Source organism: Paenibacillus sp. S150 (assembly GCF_019352175.1).
Classification (GTDB): Bacteria; Bacillota; Bacilli; order Paenibacillales; family Paenibacillaceae; genus Paenibacillus_AQ.
Window position 1 is genome coordinate 48,610 of record NZ_JACBYI010000037.1, and the last position, 19,432, is coordinate 68,041.

19 protein-coding genes are annotated in these 19,432 nt (G+C 52.1%); 13 read left to right on the forward strand and 6 right to left on the reverse strand.

Annotation, left to right across the window (positions count from 1 at the left end):
* The first annotated feature begins 249 nt into the window (after window positions 1-249).
* The 5 genes from HYD27_RS24585 to HYD27_RS24605 all read left to right on the forward strand — a co-directional run bounded on the left by HYD27_RS24585 (window position 250) and on the right by HYD27_RS24605 (window position 5,207).
* The gene (locus HYD27_RS24585; protein ID WP_219219546.1) at window positions 250-531 is read left to right on the forward strand and encodes a hypothetical protein; all 282 of its coding nucleotides are present in this window, start codon (window positions 250-252) and stop codon (window positions 529-531) included.
* Window positions 532-860: 329 nt separating this feature from the next.
* On the forward strand, window positions 861-1,697 hold the full coding sequence (locus tag HYD27_RS24590) for an EcsC family protein (protein ID WP_219219548.1): 837 nt from the start codon (window positions 861-863) through the stop codon (window positions 1,695-1,697).
* A gap of 390 nt (window positions 1,698-2,087) precedes the next feature.
* Window positions 2,088-3,020, forward strand: a complete 933-nt coding sequence (locus HYD27_RS24595; protein ID WP_219219550.1) for an AraC family transcriptional regulator — start codon at window positions 2,088-2,090, stop codon at window positions 3,018-3,020.
* Window positions 3,021-3,121: 101 nt separating this feature from the next.
* Complete coding sequence (locus HYD27_RS24600; protein WP_304623811.1) at window positions 3,122-4,381, forward strand: nitric oxide synthase oxygenase; 1,260 nt, start codon at window positions 3,122-3,124, stop codon at window positions 4,379-4,381.
* A gap of 85 nt (window positions 4,382-4,466) precedes the next feature.
* Window positions 4,467-5,207 carry a Bax inhibitor-1/YccA family protein gene (locus tag HYD27_RS24605; protein WP_219219552.1) on the forward strand — a complete coding sequence of 247 codons (741 nt, stop codon included), beginning with the start codon at window positions 4,467-4,469 and terminating at the stop codon, window positions 5,205-5,207.
* Window positions 5,208-5,537: 330 nt separating this feature from the next.
* Here HYD27_RS24605 and HYD27_RS24610 read toward each other — a convergent pair whose 3' ends face one another.
* Window positions 5,538-6,524, reverse strand: coding sequence for an SDR family NAD(P)-dependent oxidoreductase (locus HYD27_RS24610; RefSeq protein ID WP_219219554.1), 987 nt, complete (start codon window positions 6,522-6,524; stop codon window positions 5,538-5,540).
* A gap of 132 nt (window positions 6,525-6,656) precedes the next feature.
* Window positions 6,657-7,268 carry a TetR/AcrR family transcriptional regulator gene (locus tag HYD27_RS24615; RefSeq protein ID WP_219219557.1) on the reverse strand — a complete coding sequence of 204 codons (612 nt, stop codon included), beginning with the start codon at window positions 7,266-7,268 and terminating at the stop codon, window positions 6,657-6,659.
* A gap of 136 nt (window positions 7,269-7,404) precedes the next feature.
* Here HYD27_RS24615 and HYD27_RS24620 point away from each other — a divergent pair, with 136 nt between their 5' ends.
* The 3 genes from HYD27_RS24620 to HYD27_RS24630 all read left to right on the forward strand — a co-directional run bounded on the left by HYD27_RS24620 (window position 7,405) and on the right by HYD27_RS24630 (window position 10,603).
* Window positions 7,405-7,761, forward strand: a complete 357-nt coding sequence (locus HYD27_RS24620; RefSeq protein WP_219219558.1) for a nucleotide excision repair endonuclease — start codon at window positions 7,405-7,407, stop codon at window positions 7,759-7,761.
* Window positions 7,762-8,558: 797 nt separating this feature from the next.
* A complete protein-coding gene (locus tag HYD27_RS24625) occupies window positions 8,559-9,284 on the forward strand; it encodes a hypothetical protein (protein WP_219219561.1) in 726 nt (241 codons plus the stop codon).
* 5 nt (window positions 9,285-9,289) lie between these two features.
* Window positions 9,290-10,603 carry a polysaccharide deacetylase family protein gene (locus HYD27_RS24630; RefSeq protein WP_219219563.1) on the forward strand — a complete coding sequence of 438 codons (1,314 nt, stop codon included), beginning with the start codon at window positions 9,290-9,292 and terminating at the stop codon, window positions 10,601-10,603.
* 266 nt (window positions 10,604-10,869) lie between these two features.
* On the opposite strand, the gene HYD27_RS24635 is transcribed toward HYD27_RS24630, so the two are convergent.
* Window positions 10,870-11,076, reverse strand: coding sequence for a hypothetical protein (locus HYD27_RS24635; RefSeq protein ID WP_219219565.1), 207 nt, complete (start codon window positions 11,074-11,076; stop codon window positions 10,870-10,872).
* A gap of 858 nt (window positions 11,077-11,934) precedes the next feature.
* Here HYD27_RS24635 and rlmN point away from each other — a divergent pair.
* The 3 genes from rlmN (at window position 11,935) to HYD27_RS24650 (ending at window position 13,623) form a co-directional block, all read left to right on the forward strand.
* Window positions 11,935-13,026: a dual-specificity RNA methyltransferase RlmN gene (rlmN, locus tag HYD27_RS24640; RefSeq protein WP_219219567.1), complete on the forward strand. Its 1,092-nt coding sequence runs from the start codon at window positions 11,935-11,937 to the stop codon at window positions 13,024-13,026.
* Between the two features lie 99 nt (window positions 13,027-13,125).
* Window positions 13,126-13,266, forward strand: coding sequence for a hypothetical protein (locus HYD27_RS24645; protein WP_219219569.1), 141 nt, complete (start codon window positions 13,126-13,128; stop codon window positions 13,264-13,266).
* A gap of 69 nt (window positions 13,267-13,335) precedes the next feature.
* Entirely contained in the window at window positions 13,336-13,623 is a 288-nt protein-coding gene (locus tag HYD27_RS24650) for a DUF6509 family protein (protein ID WP_219219572.1), read from the forward strand.
* 177 nt (window positions 13,624-13,800) lie between these two features.
* Here HYD27_RS24650 and HYD27_RS24655 read toward each other — a convergent pair whose 3' ends face one another.
* From HYD27_RS24655 to HYD27_RS24665, 3 genes are all read right to left on the reverse strand, one after another.
* On the reverse strand, window positions 13,801-14,550 hold the full coding sequence (locus tag HYD27_RS24655) for an esterase family protein (protein ID WP_219219574.1): 750 nt from the start codon (window positions 14,548-14,550) through the stop codon (window positions 13,801-13,803).
* A gap of 12 nt (window positions 14,551-14,562) precedes the next feature.
* Complete coding sequence (locus HYD27_RS24660) at window positions 14,563-15,732, reverse strand: ATP-grasp domain-containing protein (protein ID WP_219219576.1); 1,170 nt, start codon at window positions 15,730-15,732, stop codon at window positions 14,563-14,565.
* Window positions 15,733-15,796: 64 nt separating this feature from the next.
* Window positions 15,797-16,267 (reverse strand): MarR family winged helix-turn-helix transcriptional regulator, encoded by a 471-nt coding sequence (locus HYD27_RS24665; protein ID WP_219219578.1) that lies wholly within the window; start codon window positions 16,265-16,267, stop codon window positions 15,797-15,799.
* A 311-nt stretch (window positions 16,268-16,578) separates the two neighbouring features.
* Between HYD27_RS24665 and HYD27_RS24670 the strand changes: the two genes are divergently transcribed.
* Both HYD27_RS24670 and greA read left to right on the forward strand, forming a co-directional pair.
* Complete coding sequence (locus HYD27_RS24670; RefSeq protein ID WP_228745303.1) at window positions 16,579-18,060, forward strand: MDR family MFS transporter; 1,482 nt, start codon at window positions 16,579-16,581, stop codon at window positions 18,058-18,060.
* A 173-nt stretch (window positions 18,061-18,233) separates the two neighbouring features.
* On the forward strand, window positions 18,234-18,713 hold the full coding sequence (gene greA, locus HYD27_RS24675) for a transcription elongation factor GreA (protein WP_219219580.1): 480 nt from the start codon (window positions 18,234-18,236) through the stop codon (window positions 18,711-18,713).
* Window positions 18,714-19,432 lie beyond the last annotated feature (719 nt).

A 19,432-nucleotide genomic window follows, 5' to 3' on the forward strand; every position in this document is an offset into this window, starting at 1 on the left:
ACGGAGTATGGCACGCTCCTTCAAAAGGGGCGGCAAAGCCGCTTTCGATTGAAATATAGAGTTTATATGCTTGGCACACTAAATGATCCTTCTATTTCTCGCTGAAACACGCCATCCTTTACAAGGACGGCGTAGCCGTTTCTGCTTGCTCCCGCGCAACAGCTGTTTCAGGGCTTGTGCATAAGAACACCGCTCACCATCCATCCTAAAGAGGATTAATTACTGCGACAGAAGGGAGCGGTTGATAAGATGAAGCATTATGAATCCAGTCTGCGGACGGCCAGTACGGTGGAGCAGGCGCAGGATGCGGTGACCAAGCTGCATAATTCCGTCACTCAGGCGCTGAGCCATCCGAACGAGCAGACCCTTACACAGGCGGAGAATAGTCTGGAGCACGCGGAGGCGGCCGTTAGCCATGCCCCTGAGGGCTCGGTAGACGGCCATGGGGTCGATCTGACCGAGGAAAGACTGGCGGATGAGAAAAAAAGGCTCGCCGCCGCAGAAGCAGCGAATAGCAAAACCAAGCAATAGCTCGTTAAGTAAACATCACGGCATTTCCGGGTAAACACGGGAATGCTTTTTTGAAAATATAAATTTTTGATTATTTGATTATATATTTGGAAATTATGCATTTTGAATTCTTACGGATCATGAAAATTTGCTGTAATTAAGCTTGTGGCCCCTGACCTTGAATGAGAGGTAAAAGTGCATCTGATTTCGGCAAAGGAGGGTAGTTGTAGCGGTACTGTCCTTAATCGGATCAATCACACCCCGCAATTGCGGTTATAACTTAAATAGAACCAATTGCCCGTATTGAACGTAGTAATCCAACAAATAAGTATATTTAAGGGGGCATAGATATGCCTGAAACCGCTGGAAACCTCCCGCATCTGGAGACTGCGGAGGAGCTGGATGCGGCGCTTGCCGGAATTGCGAAGTGGGAAAAGGAACAGAACAAGCTGATGATCTGGGACCGCATCACCCGTCTGCCATTCAAGCTGCTCGATAAACTTACGCCGAAGATTATTCATGACAAGCTGGGCAAGCTGCTGGATGAGCTGGGAAGCTACATACAGAATGGAGGCAATTATCTTGTTGCGGGCCGCAAGGTCGGGTTGCTGATGCAGGCCGAAAGCCGTGCGTCCGGCGGTTCTGGAGAGGGACCTTATCCGCTGGCGGTTATGGATAAGGCAGCGCAGCAGCTGACGCAGAGCAGCAGGAATGTCGCTACAGCGCAGGGGGCGACCACCGGGTTCGGCGGATTCTTCACACTGGCCGCCGATATTCCTGCAATTCTGGGCTTGTCCCTGAAGGTCATTCAGGAGATTGGCCTATGCTATGGTTATAATCCTACCGATAAGGCGGAACGGATATTTACCGTCAAGGTGATGCAGTTTGCTTCCTCGGATATCGTCGGCAAAAGGGCGATTCTGAAGGAGCTGAACCTGCAGGCCGGAGGCGACGGCGATATCACCGCAGGAACCAATGCGGCAGTGTCCAAAATCCAGGGCTGGCGGGAGGTCATTACGGTGTACCGCGACAACTGGGGCTGGAAAAAGCTGCTGCAGGCCGTTCCGGTAGCCGGGATGTTCTTCGGCGCCTACACCAACCGCAAAGCGCTGGAGGACGTGGCCGAGGCTGCCCGGATGCTCTACCGCAAAAGAAGAATCATCGCCAGACTGGCGGAAATGCAATAACGAATTGGGCGGATATGTACATGAGATAAGCTGAATTTTTGATTGGCCAAACCAAGCTTTGGTTATGACTGCGGTGAATTTTGGACTTGCGGCCGCTATCGCCCATGCCTTTCCAAACTTCCTGCCACTTCTTCCTTTTTTTGATACATCATCACATACAACCGTCCAATCAATAAAGGCAATAACACAGCTCTGCAAAAGACTGTGGTTATTGCCTTTTTGGGCGGTATCCCCTCGTATGGCCTTGTCTATCCCGGCAACGCAGCTCTTGCAGCTGCTGCGGCTGTCAAGCAGGCGGAGCCTTAAGCGGTACGGACAGCCGGTCTTGCATATTCCTCCGGGAGTTACTATGATTAAGTCATTCAATTGTCCGGAGGAAGGAGGGATGACATGCCGGAGAATACAACCTCACAGGACCCTGTGCAAGAGCAGATGACGGAGCTGGCCTCGATCATTGAACGCCGCACCGTGCAGGACGGCACGCATGATACAGCTATCCCTGCGCTCCGTTTCATCCGCGCTTCCAGATTATCGGAGCCGGTATATTCCGTGTATGAGCCGTCTCTTTGCATAATTGCCCAAGGGGCGAAGCTCGTTATGCTGGGGCAGGAGAGCTACTGCTATGATCAGACCAGCTATCTGGTAAGCTCCGTCCATCTGCCGATTGCGGGACAGGTTACTGCTGCTTCTAAGGATATGCCTTACCTATGCTTGCAGCTTTCTTTTAATTCCGGCCAGATTCTTGATATCATTAAGGATTCCGGGCCGTCCTGGATTGCCCGCGGTGAGGCGGAACGCGGACTGGCGATTCACAGAACCGGCACGCGGCTGGCAGATGCGGCGCTTAGGCTTGCGCAGCTGCTGGATACGCCGCAGGATATTCCAGTGCTTGCGCCGCTTGTTATCCGCGAAATCCTGTACCGGATTCTTCAGGATGAACAGGGGAACACCATCAAGCAATTCGCTCTCATGGGCTCACATGCCCACCGGATTGCCAGGGTTATTGAACGGATCAGCCATGATTATGCGAAGCCGCTCCGGATTGAAGAATTGGCGGCGGAAGTGAATATGAGTCTTTCCTCCCTGCATCAGCATTTCAAAGAGGTTACCGCGCTGAGCCCGCTGCAGTACCAGAAAAGGCTTCGCCTTCAGGAAGCCCGGAAGCTGCTGCTAGCCGAAGCAACGGAAGCCGCCGATGCGGGATTTCAGGTGGGCTACGAGAGTCCCTCCCAATTCAGCCGTGAGTATGCGCGGCTGTTTGGCCTTCCGCCTATGAGCGATATCAAGCAGCTGCGTGATTCCCTGGGCATTGTGTACAATTAATTAACACTCGGGCAAGCAAGGATACTGTGGATCGTCTTCTGGTTAGAATAGACATAATGTCCGGCGGAATCCGCCGGAATTGGAAGTGGGAGTGGGCATAATTGGAAAATGAGCTGCAAGACAAATCGCAGACGGTGCTAATCGGGCAGGCGGAGTCGTTCATCCGGCTATGCTATGCGGAGCTGGAGAAGCCGGAGCAGCAAACCGCCGAACGCATTCAAGCCATACATGAGGAAATCCGGAAATCGGGCACTTATACACATACGGAGGAGGAGCTGGCGCATGGGGCGAAAATGGCTTGGCGCCACAACAGCCGCTGTATCGGCCGCTTGTTCTGGCACACGCTTGAGGTAATCGACGCCCGCGAGGCTGAGACTGCGGAAGAGGTGGCGGCAGCGCTGCTGCAGCATGTCAAGCACGCGAACAACGGGGGGCGCATCCGTCCCGTGATTACAGTGTTCCGCAGCGGGGAAGATCCGGAGAAGGTGATCCGGATCTGGAACCACCAGCTGATCCGCTATGCAGGTTATCCGGGAGATGATGAGCATCCGCGTAACGGTGACCCGGCGTCCGATGCGTTCACCGCTGTCTGCCGGAAGCTGGGCTGGCAGGGCACCGGCGGCGATTTTGATGTGCTGCCGCTTGTTATCAGCGTCGGCGGGGAACCGCCGCACTGGTTCGACATTCCGCCGGAGCTTGTGCAGGAGATCCCGCTGAGCCATCCCGAGATTGAACGGTTCCCGGAGCTGGGGCTGCGCTGGTATTCCGTTCCGATCGTGTCGGACATGCTGCTCGAAATCGGAGGGATTGTCTATCCGGCAGCGCCTTTTAACGGCTGGTATATGGAGACGGAGATCGGCTCGCGCAACCTTGGCGATACCGGCCGCTATAACCGGCTTCCGGCCGTGGCGGATCTCCTGGGTTTGGACCGCTCCACCAGCACCTCGCTCTGGAAGGACCGTGCCCTGCTGGAATTGAACCGTGCCGTGCTGCATTCCTTCAAGCTGGCCGGGGTCAGCATTGTCGATCATCATACGGCAGCAGATCAATTCGTCCGCTTCCAGGAGCAGGAGAAGCAGCGGGGCCGCCAGGTATCCGGCAAGTGGGGCTGGCTGATCCCGCCCATGTCTCCGTCCTCTACGCCGATATGGAACGACAGCACCTTGAAGGAGCTGAACCTCAGCCCGAGGCTAAGCTATCAGAAATCCGCATATGCCGGGTGGCTTGAGAAGGAACCGGCCGGCTCTGCGGACAATGCCGGGGCAAATGCTTTTTCAAATGCTGGCAATGAATCCGCCGGGGCATCTGAATCCGGCACTATCCCTTCGGTGGAGACAGCCTGCCCTTTTCATCATCAATAATGGGTAAGCAGCAACCGTGCCGTTTCTTCTTGAATGGCGGATATGCTATTATGGACACAAATATGGAATGAAATGAGATGATCCATTGATCGGACGCAGCGGAAATCCCGCGTTAAATGAGAAGACATTTGAGCGCACGGAACCATACTCCGGACAGGAGCGAATGAGCATTAACGGAACGGTCAACAAAACCTTTATTACCCTGACCATTCTGCTGGCAGGCGCCTTCAGCGCCTGGTCCATGTACTTCAGCGGGCAAAATGTAGCTCCTTACGCCATCGGCGGTGCTCTGACCGGCTTCGTGCTTGCCTTAATCATCAGCTTCAAGCCGACAGCCGCCCCTTATCTGGTGCCTGTGTATGCGCTGGCTGAAGGCTTGTTCCTCGGTGCCATTTCGGCCGCCTACGAAGGCCTGTACTATGGCATTACACTGCAAGCCGCCTTGCTGACGCTGGGCATATTTGCGGCTCTGCTGCTTGCCTACAAGACAAGAGTTATTAGAGCGACGGAAAAATTCAAGCTTGGCGTATTTGCCGCCACGGCCGGAATCGCCATCGTATACCTGCTGAGCTTTGTGCTGGGGCTGTTCGGCGTAACCGTTCCTTATCTGCACAGCAACAGCCTGATCGGGATCGGCATTTCGGTCATTATCGTCATCGTGGCCGCGCTTAATCTGGTGCTGGATTTTGATTTTATTGAGCATGGGGCACAGCAGGGTGCTCCCAAATACATGGAATGGTATGGAGCCTTCGGCCTCATGGTCACTCTGGTATGGCTCTACGTGGAGATCCTCCGGCTGCTGTCCAAGCTGCGGAGCCGAAACTAAGGCTCATCCGAAGCAGCGGGTAATAACAGCTATCTATTGTTTCTCTTGGAACAGCTGACGACGTCTATCTTTAAGGGCGGCGCAGCTGTTTTTTTCAAAATATACCCGCATTGGGCAAGGAAATTGTCCGGATTGCCCGCGCAGCGAGCGAAAAGTCAAATCCGGTGATTCCGGCGGGTGCATTCGGCTTATCGCTGCTGGGCCTGTTCGCTCCTGTATTGAAAGAGATTGTGGAGATGCTCTATCTGACAAAAGAGCCTTTGCGCTTAAGCGGTGCAAAGTATAAGCATTTAATCGGCCCTCTTCCGGCAACTTCATTTGGGGACGGCATCAGGGAGACGGTGCGCGATCCAGAGCCGGCAGGCCAACGCTCAGTGAACTCCAGTTCCACAGCTCTATGGCGCGGTCCCGCATGTAGGATTCTAAGGAGGATGCTATGAGCTTCGGACCATCCCAATAGCATCCGCTGATTCCGCTGAGCCTCTGATCCAGCACCAGCCGCGCCAGATCGCCACCGGACTGCTGCGCAGACCGGATGCCCGGATGGACGAAGCGCAGAGCGGGCAGCACACGGTTCCACAGGAAGCGGTTTACCGCACTGTGATCCCGCGCAAGGCCGGAGCCTGGCATCAGGCCGGGATTGAAGGCATTGGCGGTAATATCCTGTCCCCGCTCCTCCAGGCAGCGGGCCAGCTCATAGGTGAAATACAGATTGCAGAGCTTCGAGGTCGTATAACGCGTTTGCCCCCTCCGGGTTGCGCTTAAGGAGGCCATGGCCCGGTCGGAGGCCCCCGGATCAGCCAGAATCTCCGGTTTTAGATAGAGAGGGTGCGGCATGCCCGTCTTCTTCGAAGGATCATGGGTATCGCTGCTGACCACAACAATCCGGCCGGGCTCCTTCAACTGGCCAAGCAAAAGGCGTACCAGCAGAAAATGGCCCAGGTGGTTAACGCCGAAGGTAGCTTCGATGCCTTCCTTGGTCTGCTCGGTTTCCCTGACGATTTGCAGGCCGGCATTGCATATAATGGCGTGCAGCGGCGGAAGAGACGCGTGAGCCAGCCGGTCCGTGAAGCTGCGGATGGAAGACTGGGAAGCCAAATCAACAACCATGCCTGTAATATGGGGATTTCCGGTCCTGCGGGATAACTCAGCGGCTGCCTGTGTCACGCGCTCTTTGCTGCGCGAGGCCAGTACGAGATGCCACCCGGCGTTGGCCCGGGCGATTGCTCTGGCGCTCTCGAACCCCAGGCCGGCATTTCCTCCGGTGATAATCACCGTCCGGAATGCTTTTGTGAATAATGCGCTGTCTGTACTCATGGTTCATCACAGCTCCTTTGGGATAAATGATGGAATGGATTATAAACGATACGATACTGTTTCGTATTGTAAATGTCAAATGAAAAACCCCGCTGTCCATAAGCAGGGTTCAGTTGAGGCTTATTCTATTTTTTATTGTTGCTGAATTCCCTTAAGAATAATATCAATGGCCGTTCTGAGGTCTGCGTCCAAATTTGTGGGAGACGGCTTCAGAAGCAGCTGGAACATCACGAAGCTAAGAACCATCTCGGAGACAGTTTCCAGATTAACCCCGGCTTTGAGAGAGTCCCGCTGGCGGTATTGCTCAAGAAGAGTACCCAGCTCCCGGGTTTTGGGAAGCGAGTGCTTTTGCCAATAAGAGTCGGAAATCTGTGTATTGCCGGATAAAGTGGAGATCAGCAGGGACAGCATTTGGCGTCCAAGCGGGTTGTCCATATTGTGCGCAAAGCTGCTGGCCAGATTGAATATGACCTCGCGAATGCTTCCCTCACCGGGAGCGGGCATGACCGGCTTCAACCGTTCAAGCGCATCGACCACCAGCTCGTCTTTATTGCTCCAGCGGCGGTATATGGAGCTTTTGCCCACACCGGAGCGCCGGGCTATCATTTCAATGCTGAGCTTCTCGAAACCGGCTTCTGCCAGCAGCTCCAGGGTGGTGTCCAGAATGCGGGAATGCACCTCAGCGCTTCTGGGTCTGCCGCGTCCGCTCAGTTCTTGGGAGGGAGAATTGTTGTGGGTAGGCATAGGGCATCCTTCCTTAAGGCAGGGTAGGGATTAACTAAGTGTATATTATAGCATAATCGAACCGGGTATCTGTGTAGTCAGGGTTCTTGAACTATGATACTATTTAGGTCTATATACAAGAGGGAAGTGAGCTACAATGATCAGCATTACGATTCCAACGCCGGATGTTACCATACACAAGCAGGAGAATCCTGAACTCAGCCATATTTACGGCTTCACCGATTTCCACCTGATCACCCGGGAAAAGGGCGGCATCTTCATGTTCTACAACGACAAGGATGAGCTGCTGTTCGTGGGCAAGGCCAGAAAGCTGAGACCGCGCATCAAAAAGCATTTTGAAGACAATGTGTCTGTGATGAAGCCGCACCGCGACGAAGTAACCAGGATCGAAGTCTGCATTGTCGATGATGCGGTGGACAGAGAAATTTACGAAACGTACCTTGTAAACAAGCTCAGAGCCAAATACAATGTAGAGAAAGTGCTGTATAAATAAACATGACAGCAGGAGGCGCGGTCGATGGAGATTGCGCTTTTTTATTGTTTAGGAAATTATGAATGCTTTAGCTGTGGATAAGGTGTGTATAAAGTTGGGGATAAGTTGAAAATGTGGTCATCGTGCTGAACCTGCGGGTTGCGCTTTGCAGGAGGAACAGCGGAATTTGAGGAGCTAACCGGGATCGCGGGGTGGGGAAGTACAGTACAATGAAGTGAAGTGGAATTAGTGAACTTAAATGGGCAGAAAGCTGGCGGTGGAGGGAGTAGCGGGAAAAAGGCAACTTAATTTCAGCGTATTTTCTTGAAACGGGACGAAATGGATGGAGTAGGTATCCTTTTTCCCACTAACACTTGCGAAACGGGGGAGATGGGGAGAAAGAAGTTCACTTTTTCCACTTGGGCTTGCCGCCAGGTTTCCAGCAGGCCGCCGTACACCTGAAATCTCAAACCGCTGCGCTGTCCAATGAAGGACGGCCGAGCCTTTTTGTTCTTGAATTCTAAGGGATTTACTGGTTTTACGCTATGAATTATCGTATTGATTTCCGCAGATACGTTACCTGAAAGCGATACGGGCATCAGCTGCTCCGGGAGCATTGGCATCCTTAAAAGGATGGCAAAACCGCTCCTGCGCGGCATTGGGATTTACAATTAAAGGATCATTTTTTTTGATATAGGACTTTTGGTACATTTAGCAAACTTAGATATAAAGGCTCACTTACATACAGGTTAAATCGACTATAATAAACTCGTACAAGCTCGACATATTTTGACATTTATAATGAGGTGATAGTATAGATGGCGACTCCTTTTTTCAAGAAAAAAGATACGGTCGACAACAAGCAGCCGAGGCCCGGCGTGGTTCAAAAGGTTCAATTGGCGGAAGATCCGCCTGAGGAAACGGAGTCCTACGAAACGGTGGAGAGCCTGTCCAGCCTCATTTCCACCGGCAAAGCGCAGCTGGATAAGAAGTCGCTGGATCTGATTTTTGCCGTAGAGCAGATCATTCAGGCCAGAACGCATGCAGATACAACCAATCATGAGCTGCAGGATCGGCTGACCCATACCAGCGGGCATGTGGAACGCTTGAACAAGGACCTGAAGAATCTGAACAAGGTGATCGAAGAGCGGGAGAAGAGCATCCTGGAGCTGGAGCATACGCTGGTAGAGCGGAATCTGAAGGTGGATCAGGTCATGGAGGACCATCGTGAACTGCACGCCACCCTGTCTTCGGAGATGGATGAGCTGAAGAGCACCATTGAGCTGGAACGGCAAAAGTATGCCAATCTGGTGCAGAAGCACAATGACGCAATATCGGAAAAGCTGAAAAAAATGAATGAGCTGGAAGAAAAAATCGGACGTCTCGAGACAGAGAATGCCCATGTGAAACAGAAATACGAAACAGTCCGGCAGGAGAAAGCCTACCTCTCCAGCATGATTAACGATTTTACCACACGCATGACGACGCCTTTTGGAGGCGGTACTCCGCCGGCAGAACGTGCCGACGGAAACGGGAATACATAATTATTATGCCTCTTCTTGAACCAAACGCCGCGCTGATGGTAGAACTGCTGTCGCTTGAGCATAAGCAGAACAGCTATCAGATGGAGGTAGGTTTAACCCATAGCGGCGGATTCACCCGAAAAGTTCTCCTCATCGATGAATTTACATACCTGCAAATGAATAGGCTGGACTCTGTCCAAGGACAAAGAGTGCGGCTGTCGCTTTACACGAAGTGGGACCCCTTTCGCCGCACATATCTCAGCTCCTTCATCAAGATGAACAGGTCCTGCGCCGAGACGCTCTATTTTGCCTGTTCCGAAGCTTACGTCTCGCAGCTTGCCCAATTGAAACAGTACACAGGGATAGAGCCGCCTGCTGATATGAGCACGGTGCAAGCCTCGGTTCCTTCACCTTCACCTGAGCCGCATCATGCACAACCGCCCAAACAAAGTACAGGCACCTTCCGGATGACACGGTCTGTTGTCCTGCGCTGCATTTTGCTCAGCTTACTGTTCATATTGTTCTTTCTGCGGATGGATGGCACCTTGTTCAACAGCGCTGAAGCCCACGAAGACTTCACCGGGCCGGATACATCCACAGACAGCAGTGTATCCGTGGCCTATGTCCCTGCAATTCAGGTGGCCTCGTTTCAGGGTGCTCCAGTGAAGGCTCTGCCGGCACCGGAAACAGAGACGGAACAAGAGCCGAAGCCGGGACAAGAGGAAAGCACACAGGCGCAGAATCCGCTGGTTGAAGAACTGGAGCTGGACGAAAGCAGCTATGAATATAATCTGGAAAAGGGCTATGTGGCATTATCCTTTGACGACGGCCCGTCTCAATATACCCGGGAAATTGTCGATATCCTGTCAGCTCATGGAGTTGCGGCGAACTTTCTGTTCATCGGCAAGAATGAGAAGCAGCATCCGGAAGCCGTCCGATACGCCGATGAGCATGGGATGCCTGTGGGCAGTCATTCCTGGGACCACAGCGATATGACGAGGAACAGCAGTGGGGAGAACCGCAGTAACCTGTCACGTTCGATTCAGGTTTTGGAGCAGAACGCCGGGAGGCCGGTAACCATCTTTCGTCCGCCTTACGGCGCTATTAATGATGATCTGGCCGCAGAGGCCAGGAAGCAGCACCTGAAGGTGCTGCTCTGGAACCGTGACCCTGAAGACTGGAAAGCGGACAGTGTGGAGCAAATTTTGAATTATTTTTATAATACTGACCCCTCCGGGGGCATATATCTTTTGCATGAAAAAGCCGTTACAGTCAAGGCACTGCCTGCAATTATAGAATATCTTAAAGCGAAACAGCTGAAATTTGCTGTTTTTAAATAATCGCGCTGGCCGCCCGTATCAGGACTTATATTTTCTGGGCAGATACGACAGCTTAAGCCCGATCATAAATCAAAAGCGTATCCGGTGTTGCGGGTGCGTTTTTTTGAAAGATAAGAATTTAAATGCTTTGGGGTCCCCGCAAAGTACCTGAGTCATCATCGAAGCCAAGGCCCCACTTTGTGGGGTTATTTTGAAAGATAAGAATTTATAGGTTTTGGGGGAAGCGAAGCTTATCCGTTATATCACGGCTGCGCTGAAAGAATAGATCAGGACTTCGGCCAAGCAAACTGCGCGATTGCGCTGGCCGCAGCGGGCAGGTAGAGGGAATCAAAGGCAGAAGTACCTTTGAATTCGCCCGAAGCCGGCAGGACGGTGGAATCAAAGGCAGAAGGACCTTTGAATTCGCCCGAAGCCTGCTGGCTGGTGAAATCAGCGCGAAATGATTCTTCTCCTTCACACTGAAATGGCAGCATTCTTAATATAGGACGCCGATAGGCGTCTTTCTTGAAAAGATAAGAATTTTTCCCGAATTTCGAAAGTAAGTATCCACAAATCATCTGAAAAGCCCTACACTAGGGGTTTCTTGCTACAAACAGCTTGCACCCAAGGGGTGAAGGAAAAAGAGGGGTTATCCCTTGTCCGATCTGGATGGGTTCCATTCACTTTCGGAATTCAGGATGAATGGAACCGGAGAGCCTGAACAAGGTGATGAAAAGCAAGGAGGTTCATAAGGAACGAAAGCGAAGTGTAAAAAGTAACACTAATGGGCTGGAATCCTGGCTTGAACGGGCTTTAGTGGGATTTTGTACACCTAATGGAGGCCCGCTCCCCCCATATGCCCGATTTCAGCCGGATTAGGTGTACTTTTTCCCACTAGGGATGATCCAGGATCCGAATGCGGTGGATTAGTTGTCCTTTTTACCACTAAAATGACTGCTCTTTGGATGAATGGTTCAAGTTCCATCTTAATGTAGGCGAATTCCTCTGCAAGGGAGAGAACCGGATCGATTAGTTATCCTTTTTCCCGCTAACGCAAGCGAAAAAGCGGCTGGGGGAATATGAAGTGACCTTTTCCACCAGGCTCCCCGCCTGGCTTCAGCAGCCAGCCTTACACCTGAAATGCAAACGGCTGCGCTACCCGCTCAAGGACGGCGCAGCCGTTTCCACTTGTATGAGCATAATTGTACATATTCAGTTGTTCAACGGAAGCTAAAGGCGGGGCTTCTTCTTGTTTTAATAAAAAAAATTTGAGACAATAAGTACATGTTGTTAGCCGGACCTGTGCAAGGTAGAATAAATTGAACTTTAATGTTTTGAAAAGAGGATAAATAATGAATAAAGAATCCATTTATGGATTAACATTGGAACAATTGGCGTCATGGCTCGTGGAGCACGGCCACAAGAAATCCCGCGCCTCCCGGATCTGGGAGGCGTTGTACCGTGAGCGGGTTACGGATTTCGCGGGAATGACCGAAGTGAACAGTGATACGGTGCAGGTGCTGGCGGAGCATTTTGTGTTTCAGACCATGGATGAGCATGTGAAGCAGGAATCGGCGGACGGCACCATTAAGTTCCTGTTCCGCTTAAAGGATGGCAATCTGATCGAAACGGTGCTGATGCGGCAGAAGTATGGCTTGTCTGTCTGCGTAACTACGCAGGTTGGCTGCAACATCGGCTGCAGCTTTTGCGCTAGCGGACTGCTGGCGAAGAGCCGCGACCTCTCCAGCGGCGAGATTGTCGAGCAGATTATGAAGGTCCAGCATCATCTGGACCGGCTGGGTCTTGGCCAAAGGGTCAGCCATGTGGTTGTGATGGGGATCGGCGAGCCGTTCGATAACTTTACGAACCTGCTCAATTTCCTGACCATCATCAAGGATCATAAGGGGCTGGCGATTGCCGGCAAAGGCATCACGGTGTCCACAAGCGGTCTGGCTGACAAAATCAGAGAGTTCGCCGATGCCAATATGCAGGTTAATCTGGCGATTTCCTTACATGCACCTAATAATGAGCTGCGGACACGGATTATGAAGATCAACCGGGCCATTCCTATTGAGAAACTGATGCCGGCTATCGACTACTACCTGGAGAAGACGAACCGGAGAATTACGCTGGAGTACATTCTGCTGAAGGATATCAATGACCGCCAGGAGCACGCCCTGGAGCTGGCCCGCTTGATTGGAGACCGGCGGCAGCTGGCGAACGTGAACCTGATTCCGTACAATCCGGTGGATGAGCATAGCCAATACCAGCGGAGTGAGCGCGAATCCGTGCGGGCCTTCTTTGATACGCTCAAAAAGCAGGGCGTCAGCGTAAGCACCCGCCTGGAGCACGGCGTCGATATCGATGCCGCCTGCGGCCAGCTGCGCAGCAAGCAGATCAAGAAAGCCAAAGGCGCCGGCCAGAGCGGCGTGGCCGCAGGGTAGGGCGGGCAGTTCGCGGGAGCTGGCTGCCGGCTGCAACGGCAGAAATGCCGTTAAATAAGCCCCCGAAGTTTGCTAATATAACCCGGTGCGCCAGCGGTTTTGCATCACCAATATAATGCGCTCCATGAAGAGGAGCATGAGCGGTCCGCCGGGCGTTACCGGCAGCTTTTGAAGGCGTATAGTGCAGAGGAGCTGGCGGCAATTCAGCGTTTTCTTGGTGATTTGACCGGCGGAGCGTAAGTGTGGAATCTTCTGTCATGGATTTTGTGATACAATAGCCTGATGATTGAGAGAAAAGAGGAATGAGATGTGTTGACATTTACAAGCTACACGGTGGAGAACGTTAGAGATCCATTTGGTATTTTAAGCGGCAAGCGCTATGAGTTCGTCATTAATCTGGATGTGCCGGAGGATGATGAGCTGTACGAAGAGAATGGCATATCCGCACGGGTGATCGTGAAGGTCGAGGAAGAGCAGACAAGCATCGTCAGCTACGACCTATTGGAGACCACAAGCGGCCGGATCCTTGATTTTGACATGGAAGAGGACGAGGAAGCTGCGCTGGTTCTGTTCTGCACGGAGCATCTGCCGGCTTAAAGGCTCTGATCCATGAGGGAAGAGGGCGTCAGGCTCCGCAAACGGATAACGAACAAACAGACCGCATACCTTTGGAGGGGGCGGTTTGTTTGCGTTTGTTGGACAGCAGTTTTATTGACCCGTTCGTATAGCTTAAACGGCCAAGAGTATGGGGGATGCGGGGAACTGCAGATCAGCCTATAAGCATCCGCCCACATAATAATGGATCTGCTTGTTCCACCAAGGCCAGTCATGATTCACATCGTGGCCCCAATAATCAGTCTGCGCCGGGATGGCCTTGCGCTGGAGCTGGTCCTGGAGCAGGCGCGTCTCATGGAGCATTTCATCTTCGTAGGCGCCCTGCCCGACACAGAGGATAATCCGGCTGCTGCGGTAGGCGTTCAGGTAGTATTCGTCGTTCAGATTGGGCAGGTAATGCAGCGGCGAGTTCAGGTAGACCTGCCCGCTCATGTAATCACCGAAGAAATAAGTGGTGGAATAGACGCCGCTTAGGGCGATTAGGGTATCGAAATAGTGCGGGTAACGGAAAAAGAAGCCGGCACTGTAATACGCGCCCATGGAGCAGCCGGAGATGAGGATCTTCTGGTCACTGCCGCCGTTGCTCTCTTTGCTTGACTGAAGGATGGCTGGAATCAGCTCCTGCGTGATGTATCTATCGTACTGCTCATGCCGGCGGATCTTGTCTTCATGGTTCCAGTGGCCGGAGAAGAAGGTTTCCTCATCAAGGGTGTCGCAGGCCCAAATCTGCAGCTTGCCTGCTTCGATGAATTCCGCAAGGGTCTGAATCATGCCGGAATCCTCATATTGGTAGAACCTCCCGAGCGAGGTCGGGAAGACCAGCATGGGCTTGCCGGCATGGCCGTAGATTTTGTACTCCATATCTCTGTTGAGGTGGTGGCTGTACTCTTTATGGTAGCTTATCCTCATCCGCAACACATCCTATCCCTCTTCTAGTTGAATATAGTTCACGATAGCCCGGACTTCCTCCAGCTCAGGAGAACGGAATTGATAAGCGCTGTTCCCCATGGCCCGGCTGAACACCTCCTCGATCTCGGCGTAATTGACAATCTTGCTGCCGAAGGTCCGGCAGATGTCCTCATGGTTGTGGGCATAACGCTTGTGGTTTTTGCGGCTGGCATAGCCCGTATAGTATTTGCCCTCGTAAGGACCGCCTGTCTCGTTATGGACAATCATGCGGGCCCATTCCCTGTATACATCCACATCATATGAAAAGTTGATCGCATCGGTCATCCACGCCCCGGGCGGACGCATGTTCACTTCAAGGGCAATGATCCGGCCATCCTTATTTGACTTGAACATTTCAATATGGAAGAAACGTTCTTTGATTCCAAAAGCCTTCAGAATATTTCGTCCGGCAAGCTCCACCTCTGGACTGATATCCTTGAGACAGAAATAATAGAGGTGGTTGTCCGTATTAACGACATCCATCACGCTGTTCTCGAACAGGTGGCTGACTGCGAAGCGCACGTTGCCGTCAATATCCACCAGCCCGTCATAGGTCAGAATCACGCCGTCAATGAACTCTTCGATAATAAAGGCGACATCATCCGGCTTGGTGTCAAAAAACTGCTGCAGCTCTGCGGTGTTATTGATCTTGTAGGTCATGCTGGCCCCGGAGCCGAGGTCGGGCTTAACCACCAGCGGAAAACCGGTGCTGCGGATGAACTCCAGAGCGCTGTCCCGGGTAGTTCCGGCAGAGAACTGAACTGTGCTGACGCCGCTATTACGGAAGAACTCCTTCATTTTGGACTTCTGCTTCAGGTTATAGACAAAATCTGTTTTGGTGCCGTAAATGTTGAAATCCGTGCGGATTGCGGCATCCTGCTCCAGCCAATATTCGTTCAGGGATTCGAAGCGGTCGATTTTGCCGTATTTATGGGTGAAGTAGCCCACTGCCCGCAGAATCTCGTCGTAATTTTCCAGATCGCTTACTTTATAATATTCAGTTAATGCCGCCTTCAGCTTGTCCTCCAGCCGGTCGTATTCGGCATCGCCAATCCCGAGCACCGTCGCTCCCTGCTGCTGCAGCCGGCTGCAGAAATCAGCGCTGTTCTTGGGGAAATGAGGGGAAAAGAAGATAAAGTTCAAGCGGACCAGCCCTTTCGGCTCTAAAGTTTGGGTTTGTATTGTAATTCCGACTTAAATTGTATGATTAATTCAATCTACCAGCTTCCGCCTCTTCCGTCAATCCTTTGGATAGGTTGCTGCGCTGTGCCAGTTTGTGGTTAAGTCTGGCCAGCAGTCCGCTGAAGGTATGGCATTCTTCGGGAGACCAGTCCTCAAAGATCTCCTCATAACGCTCCAGCCGGATGCTCCGCGCTTCCTCCAGCTTGCGTGCACCCAATGCGGTAATCTCAAAATAGCTTGATCTCCCGTCCTGAGGATCAGGTACACGTACAGCGTAGCCTTTGGTTTCGAGCACACTGGTCTGTCTGCTGATCGTGGAGGTGTCCAGGCCGAACTCTTCGGCCAGCGCCTTTACCCCGACCTTCTCATGGCGGGCTAGATGATTGAGCAGCGTATATGTCGAGCGGTCCAGACCACCGTGCTTCTTGTCGAGTGAGGACCGGCGAATGAAAGTCATCAGCTCATTGTTAAGGGATTCAAGGTTTTTATCATCCATAGTACAGCTTCCTTCCTTTATTCAGTACTCTTCCTCATTATTATAGTGAACATGCAGGACTACAAGCAAAGATTGCGGCTTCTATTGAAATAAATCATATTGACTTTCATAAACATAGTTGTATAATACACGAATAACAACATAATTGTATAATACACCTAAATTGCAAGTGGAAACGGCTTCGCCGTCCTTATAAGGACGGTATCCGTTTCAGCGGGAAAGATAAGGCTAATTTATAGCGTGAACCATATAAATTATCTTTTAAAAAAAGCTGCTTGCAGCTTATTGTGTTTTACGGAGGAGAGAAGCTGTTGAATACTCAAATGACCCGCAATTCGTCCTTTTGGCTGATTATTTTGGCCATCTTTTTCGGAAATTTCATGGCGATCCTGAGCACGACGACCATTAACGTGGCTTTTCCGGTGTTCATGAAGGATTTTCATGCGGAGATTAGTACAGTGCAGTGGATGATTACCGGGTATCTGCTTGCTACGGGTGTAATCGCGCCGGTGGTCGGCTACTTCGGCGACAAATGGAGCTACAAATACCTGTATGTATTTGCGCTGTCGGGATTTACTCTGTTTTCGGGGCTGTGTACAGTTGCCTGGAGCATTCACTCGCTGGTAACCTTCCGTATTCTGCAGGGGGTATTCGGCGGGCTGATCATTCCCACCACGATGACCATGATTTATCAATTTATCGAAAAAGAAAAGCAGGCGTTCGCAATGAGCCTGTGGAGCCTGTCCTCCATGCTGGCGCCGGCCTTCGGACCAACGCTGGGCGGATGGCTGACCGGCTATTTCGGCTGGAAATCGCTGTTCATTATCAATTTGCCTATAGGGATCATAGCGATAGGCGTCGCGCTGAAATGCCTGCCGTTCCAGCGCAATGCGGGAGAGACGAAGACCTTTGACCTGCCGGGTTTTGTAACGGTCATTCTTAGCAGCGCATTCATTATTCTGGCCTTTAACAAAGGAAACGGCTGGGGCTGGGCCTCCTGGAGAACGCTGTCGCTGCTGATTGTCGGAGCTGTCGCTTTGACGTATTTCATCCGCAGGGAGCTGTCGTTGAAGGAGCCGCTGCTGAATCTCAAGGTGTTCCGGCAGAGCCGGTTCACCTATAGTCTGATCATCAACTGCATTATTACCGTTGCCCTGTATTCCGGAACATTCCTTATTCCGGTCTTTCTGCAGGACATCCAGCAGTCCACTCCGCTCAAGACGGCGCTGGTGCTGCTGCCGGGTTCCATTGCGATGGCCGTCATGTCGCCGGTTGTGGGCAAGCTGTACAGCAGGGTTGGCCCTTTCTGGCTGATTCTCAGCGGTATCCTGCTGCTGATCGCCTCGACCTGGGAGCTTAGCCACATCACGCTTGCCGCCACTCATGTGCAATTGGCATGGCTGATGACGCTGCGCAACATCGGGATTGCCCTGGCCTTTATGCCGGTTACGAATGCCGGAATGTCCTCTGTGCCCAAGCAGATTACCGGGCATGCTTCCTCCGTCACCAATTGGGTGCGCCAGGCGACCGGGGCGTTGTCAATTGCCCTCTTCAGCTCCCTGCTGGCGGCCAGAGCCTTAACGCATCAGAAGGAGCTTAGCGGCGGAACGTCTGCAACGGGGGCGCTGATTAAAGCGCAGGGCATGACGCTGGGTGTGCAGGATGTGTTCCTGGCCGCAACCGTGATCGGAGTGCTGGCGGTCCCTTTGACCTTCCTGTTGAAAACGGGAACAGGCAAGCCCCGGGCGGCTGCATTGAATGCCGCTTCCGCCAAGCGGGAGGCGAACAGCTGAAGGGACTGCGGCCGAGTAAACAGCAAACCGCCTTTCCTGGTCCTGGCAGACCTGGGAGGCGGTTTTTGCCTGTGCTGGATTTGTGCAATTTGCGGCGGCGGCGCTTTCTTTTCGCATGTTGGCCGATTATGGGTTAGAATACAATAAAGCGAGCAAAAATAGGAGTTGTATACATGTCTAATGAAGAAGTGTTTTTGACGAAAGAAGGTTTGGCGAAGCTGGAGGAAGAGCTCAAGGATCTGAAGACGGTGAAGCGCAAGGAGCTGGCGGCCCGGCTTAAGCTGGCAATCAGCTATGGGGATCTGAAGGAGAACAGCGAGTACCATTCGGCGAAGGAAGACCAGTCGTTTATGGAGACACGCATCATGATTCTGGAGAAAATGCTGACCAAAGCCCAGATTGTGGATTCGAGCAGCATGGATCTGAGCAAGGTCAGTGTCGGCTCCATCGTCATTCTAAATGATGTGGAATACTCCGAGAAGATTGAATATCGGGTTGTCGGTCCGGCCGAGGCCGATGTGCTGGACAACAAGATCTCTTATGAAAGTCCGCTGGGCAAAGAGCTGATCGGCAAAGAAGTGGGCGACATTATCAGCGTAAACGCACCTATGGGCATCATCAAATATGAGCTGCTGGAGATCAAAATGCTGTAACTGTTGCTCCGGCAAGTCCAAATCCCTGCCTCCCTGTTCCCGGGGGACAGGGATTTCTTTGTCGTTTAGGAAATTATGCTTCTCGTCAATTGTGGATAAGGCAGGTATGAAGTCAGGGCAAAATTATAATGCGTCTTAATCGAGCTGAATGGTGCTGAGTCTGCTGAGTTGCTGGGTCGTGCTGAATTTGTTGAATTGTGCTGAGTTTGCTGAGCCGTGCTGAGTTTGCTGAGCCGTGCTGAGTCTGCTGAGCCGTGCTGAGTCTGCTGAGCCGTGCTGAGTCTGCTGAGCCGTACTGAGTCTGCTGAGTCTTCTGAGTTTCTGGGTCGTGCTGAGTTTGCTGAATGGTGCTGAGTTTGTTGAATTGTGCTGAGTTTGCTGAGCCGTGCTGAATGGTGCGGAGTCTGCTGGGTTTGCTGAATCGTACTGAGTCTGCTGAACCGTGCGGAGTTTGTGGGTTCTATGTTTTGCAGGAGAAGGCGGGAATAGAGCGGGTCCAACCGAGGCCGCTACCGGGGCAGGGGCAGGGACGTGAAGTGGAATGGAGTGAATGAATTGGAATTCGTAAGAATTAGTACACTTAAGAATTAGCACACTTAATCAACCATGGCCTGGCAGCCACCGTCGGTCATGAAAAACAGATGAAGACAGAGTGCGTATTTGGTAAAATGGTGCTGTGGATCAGAGGTCGATAAAATATTGGTGAGAAATCCCGACAC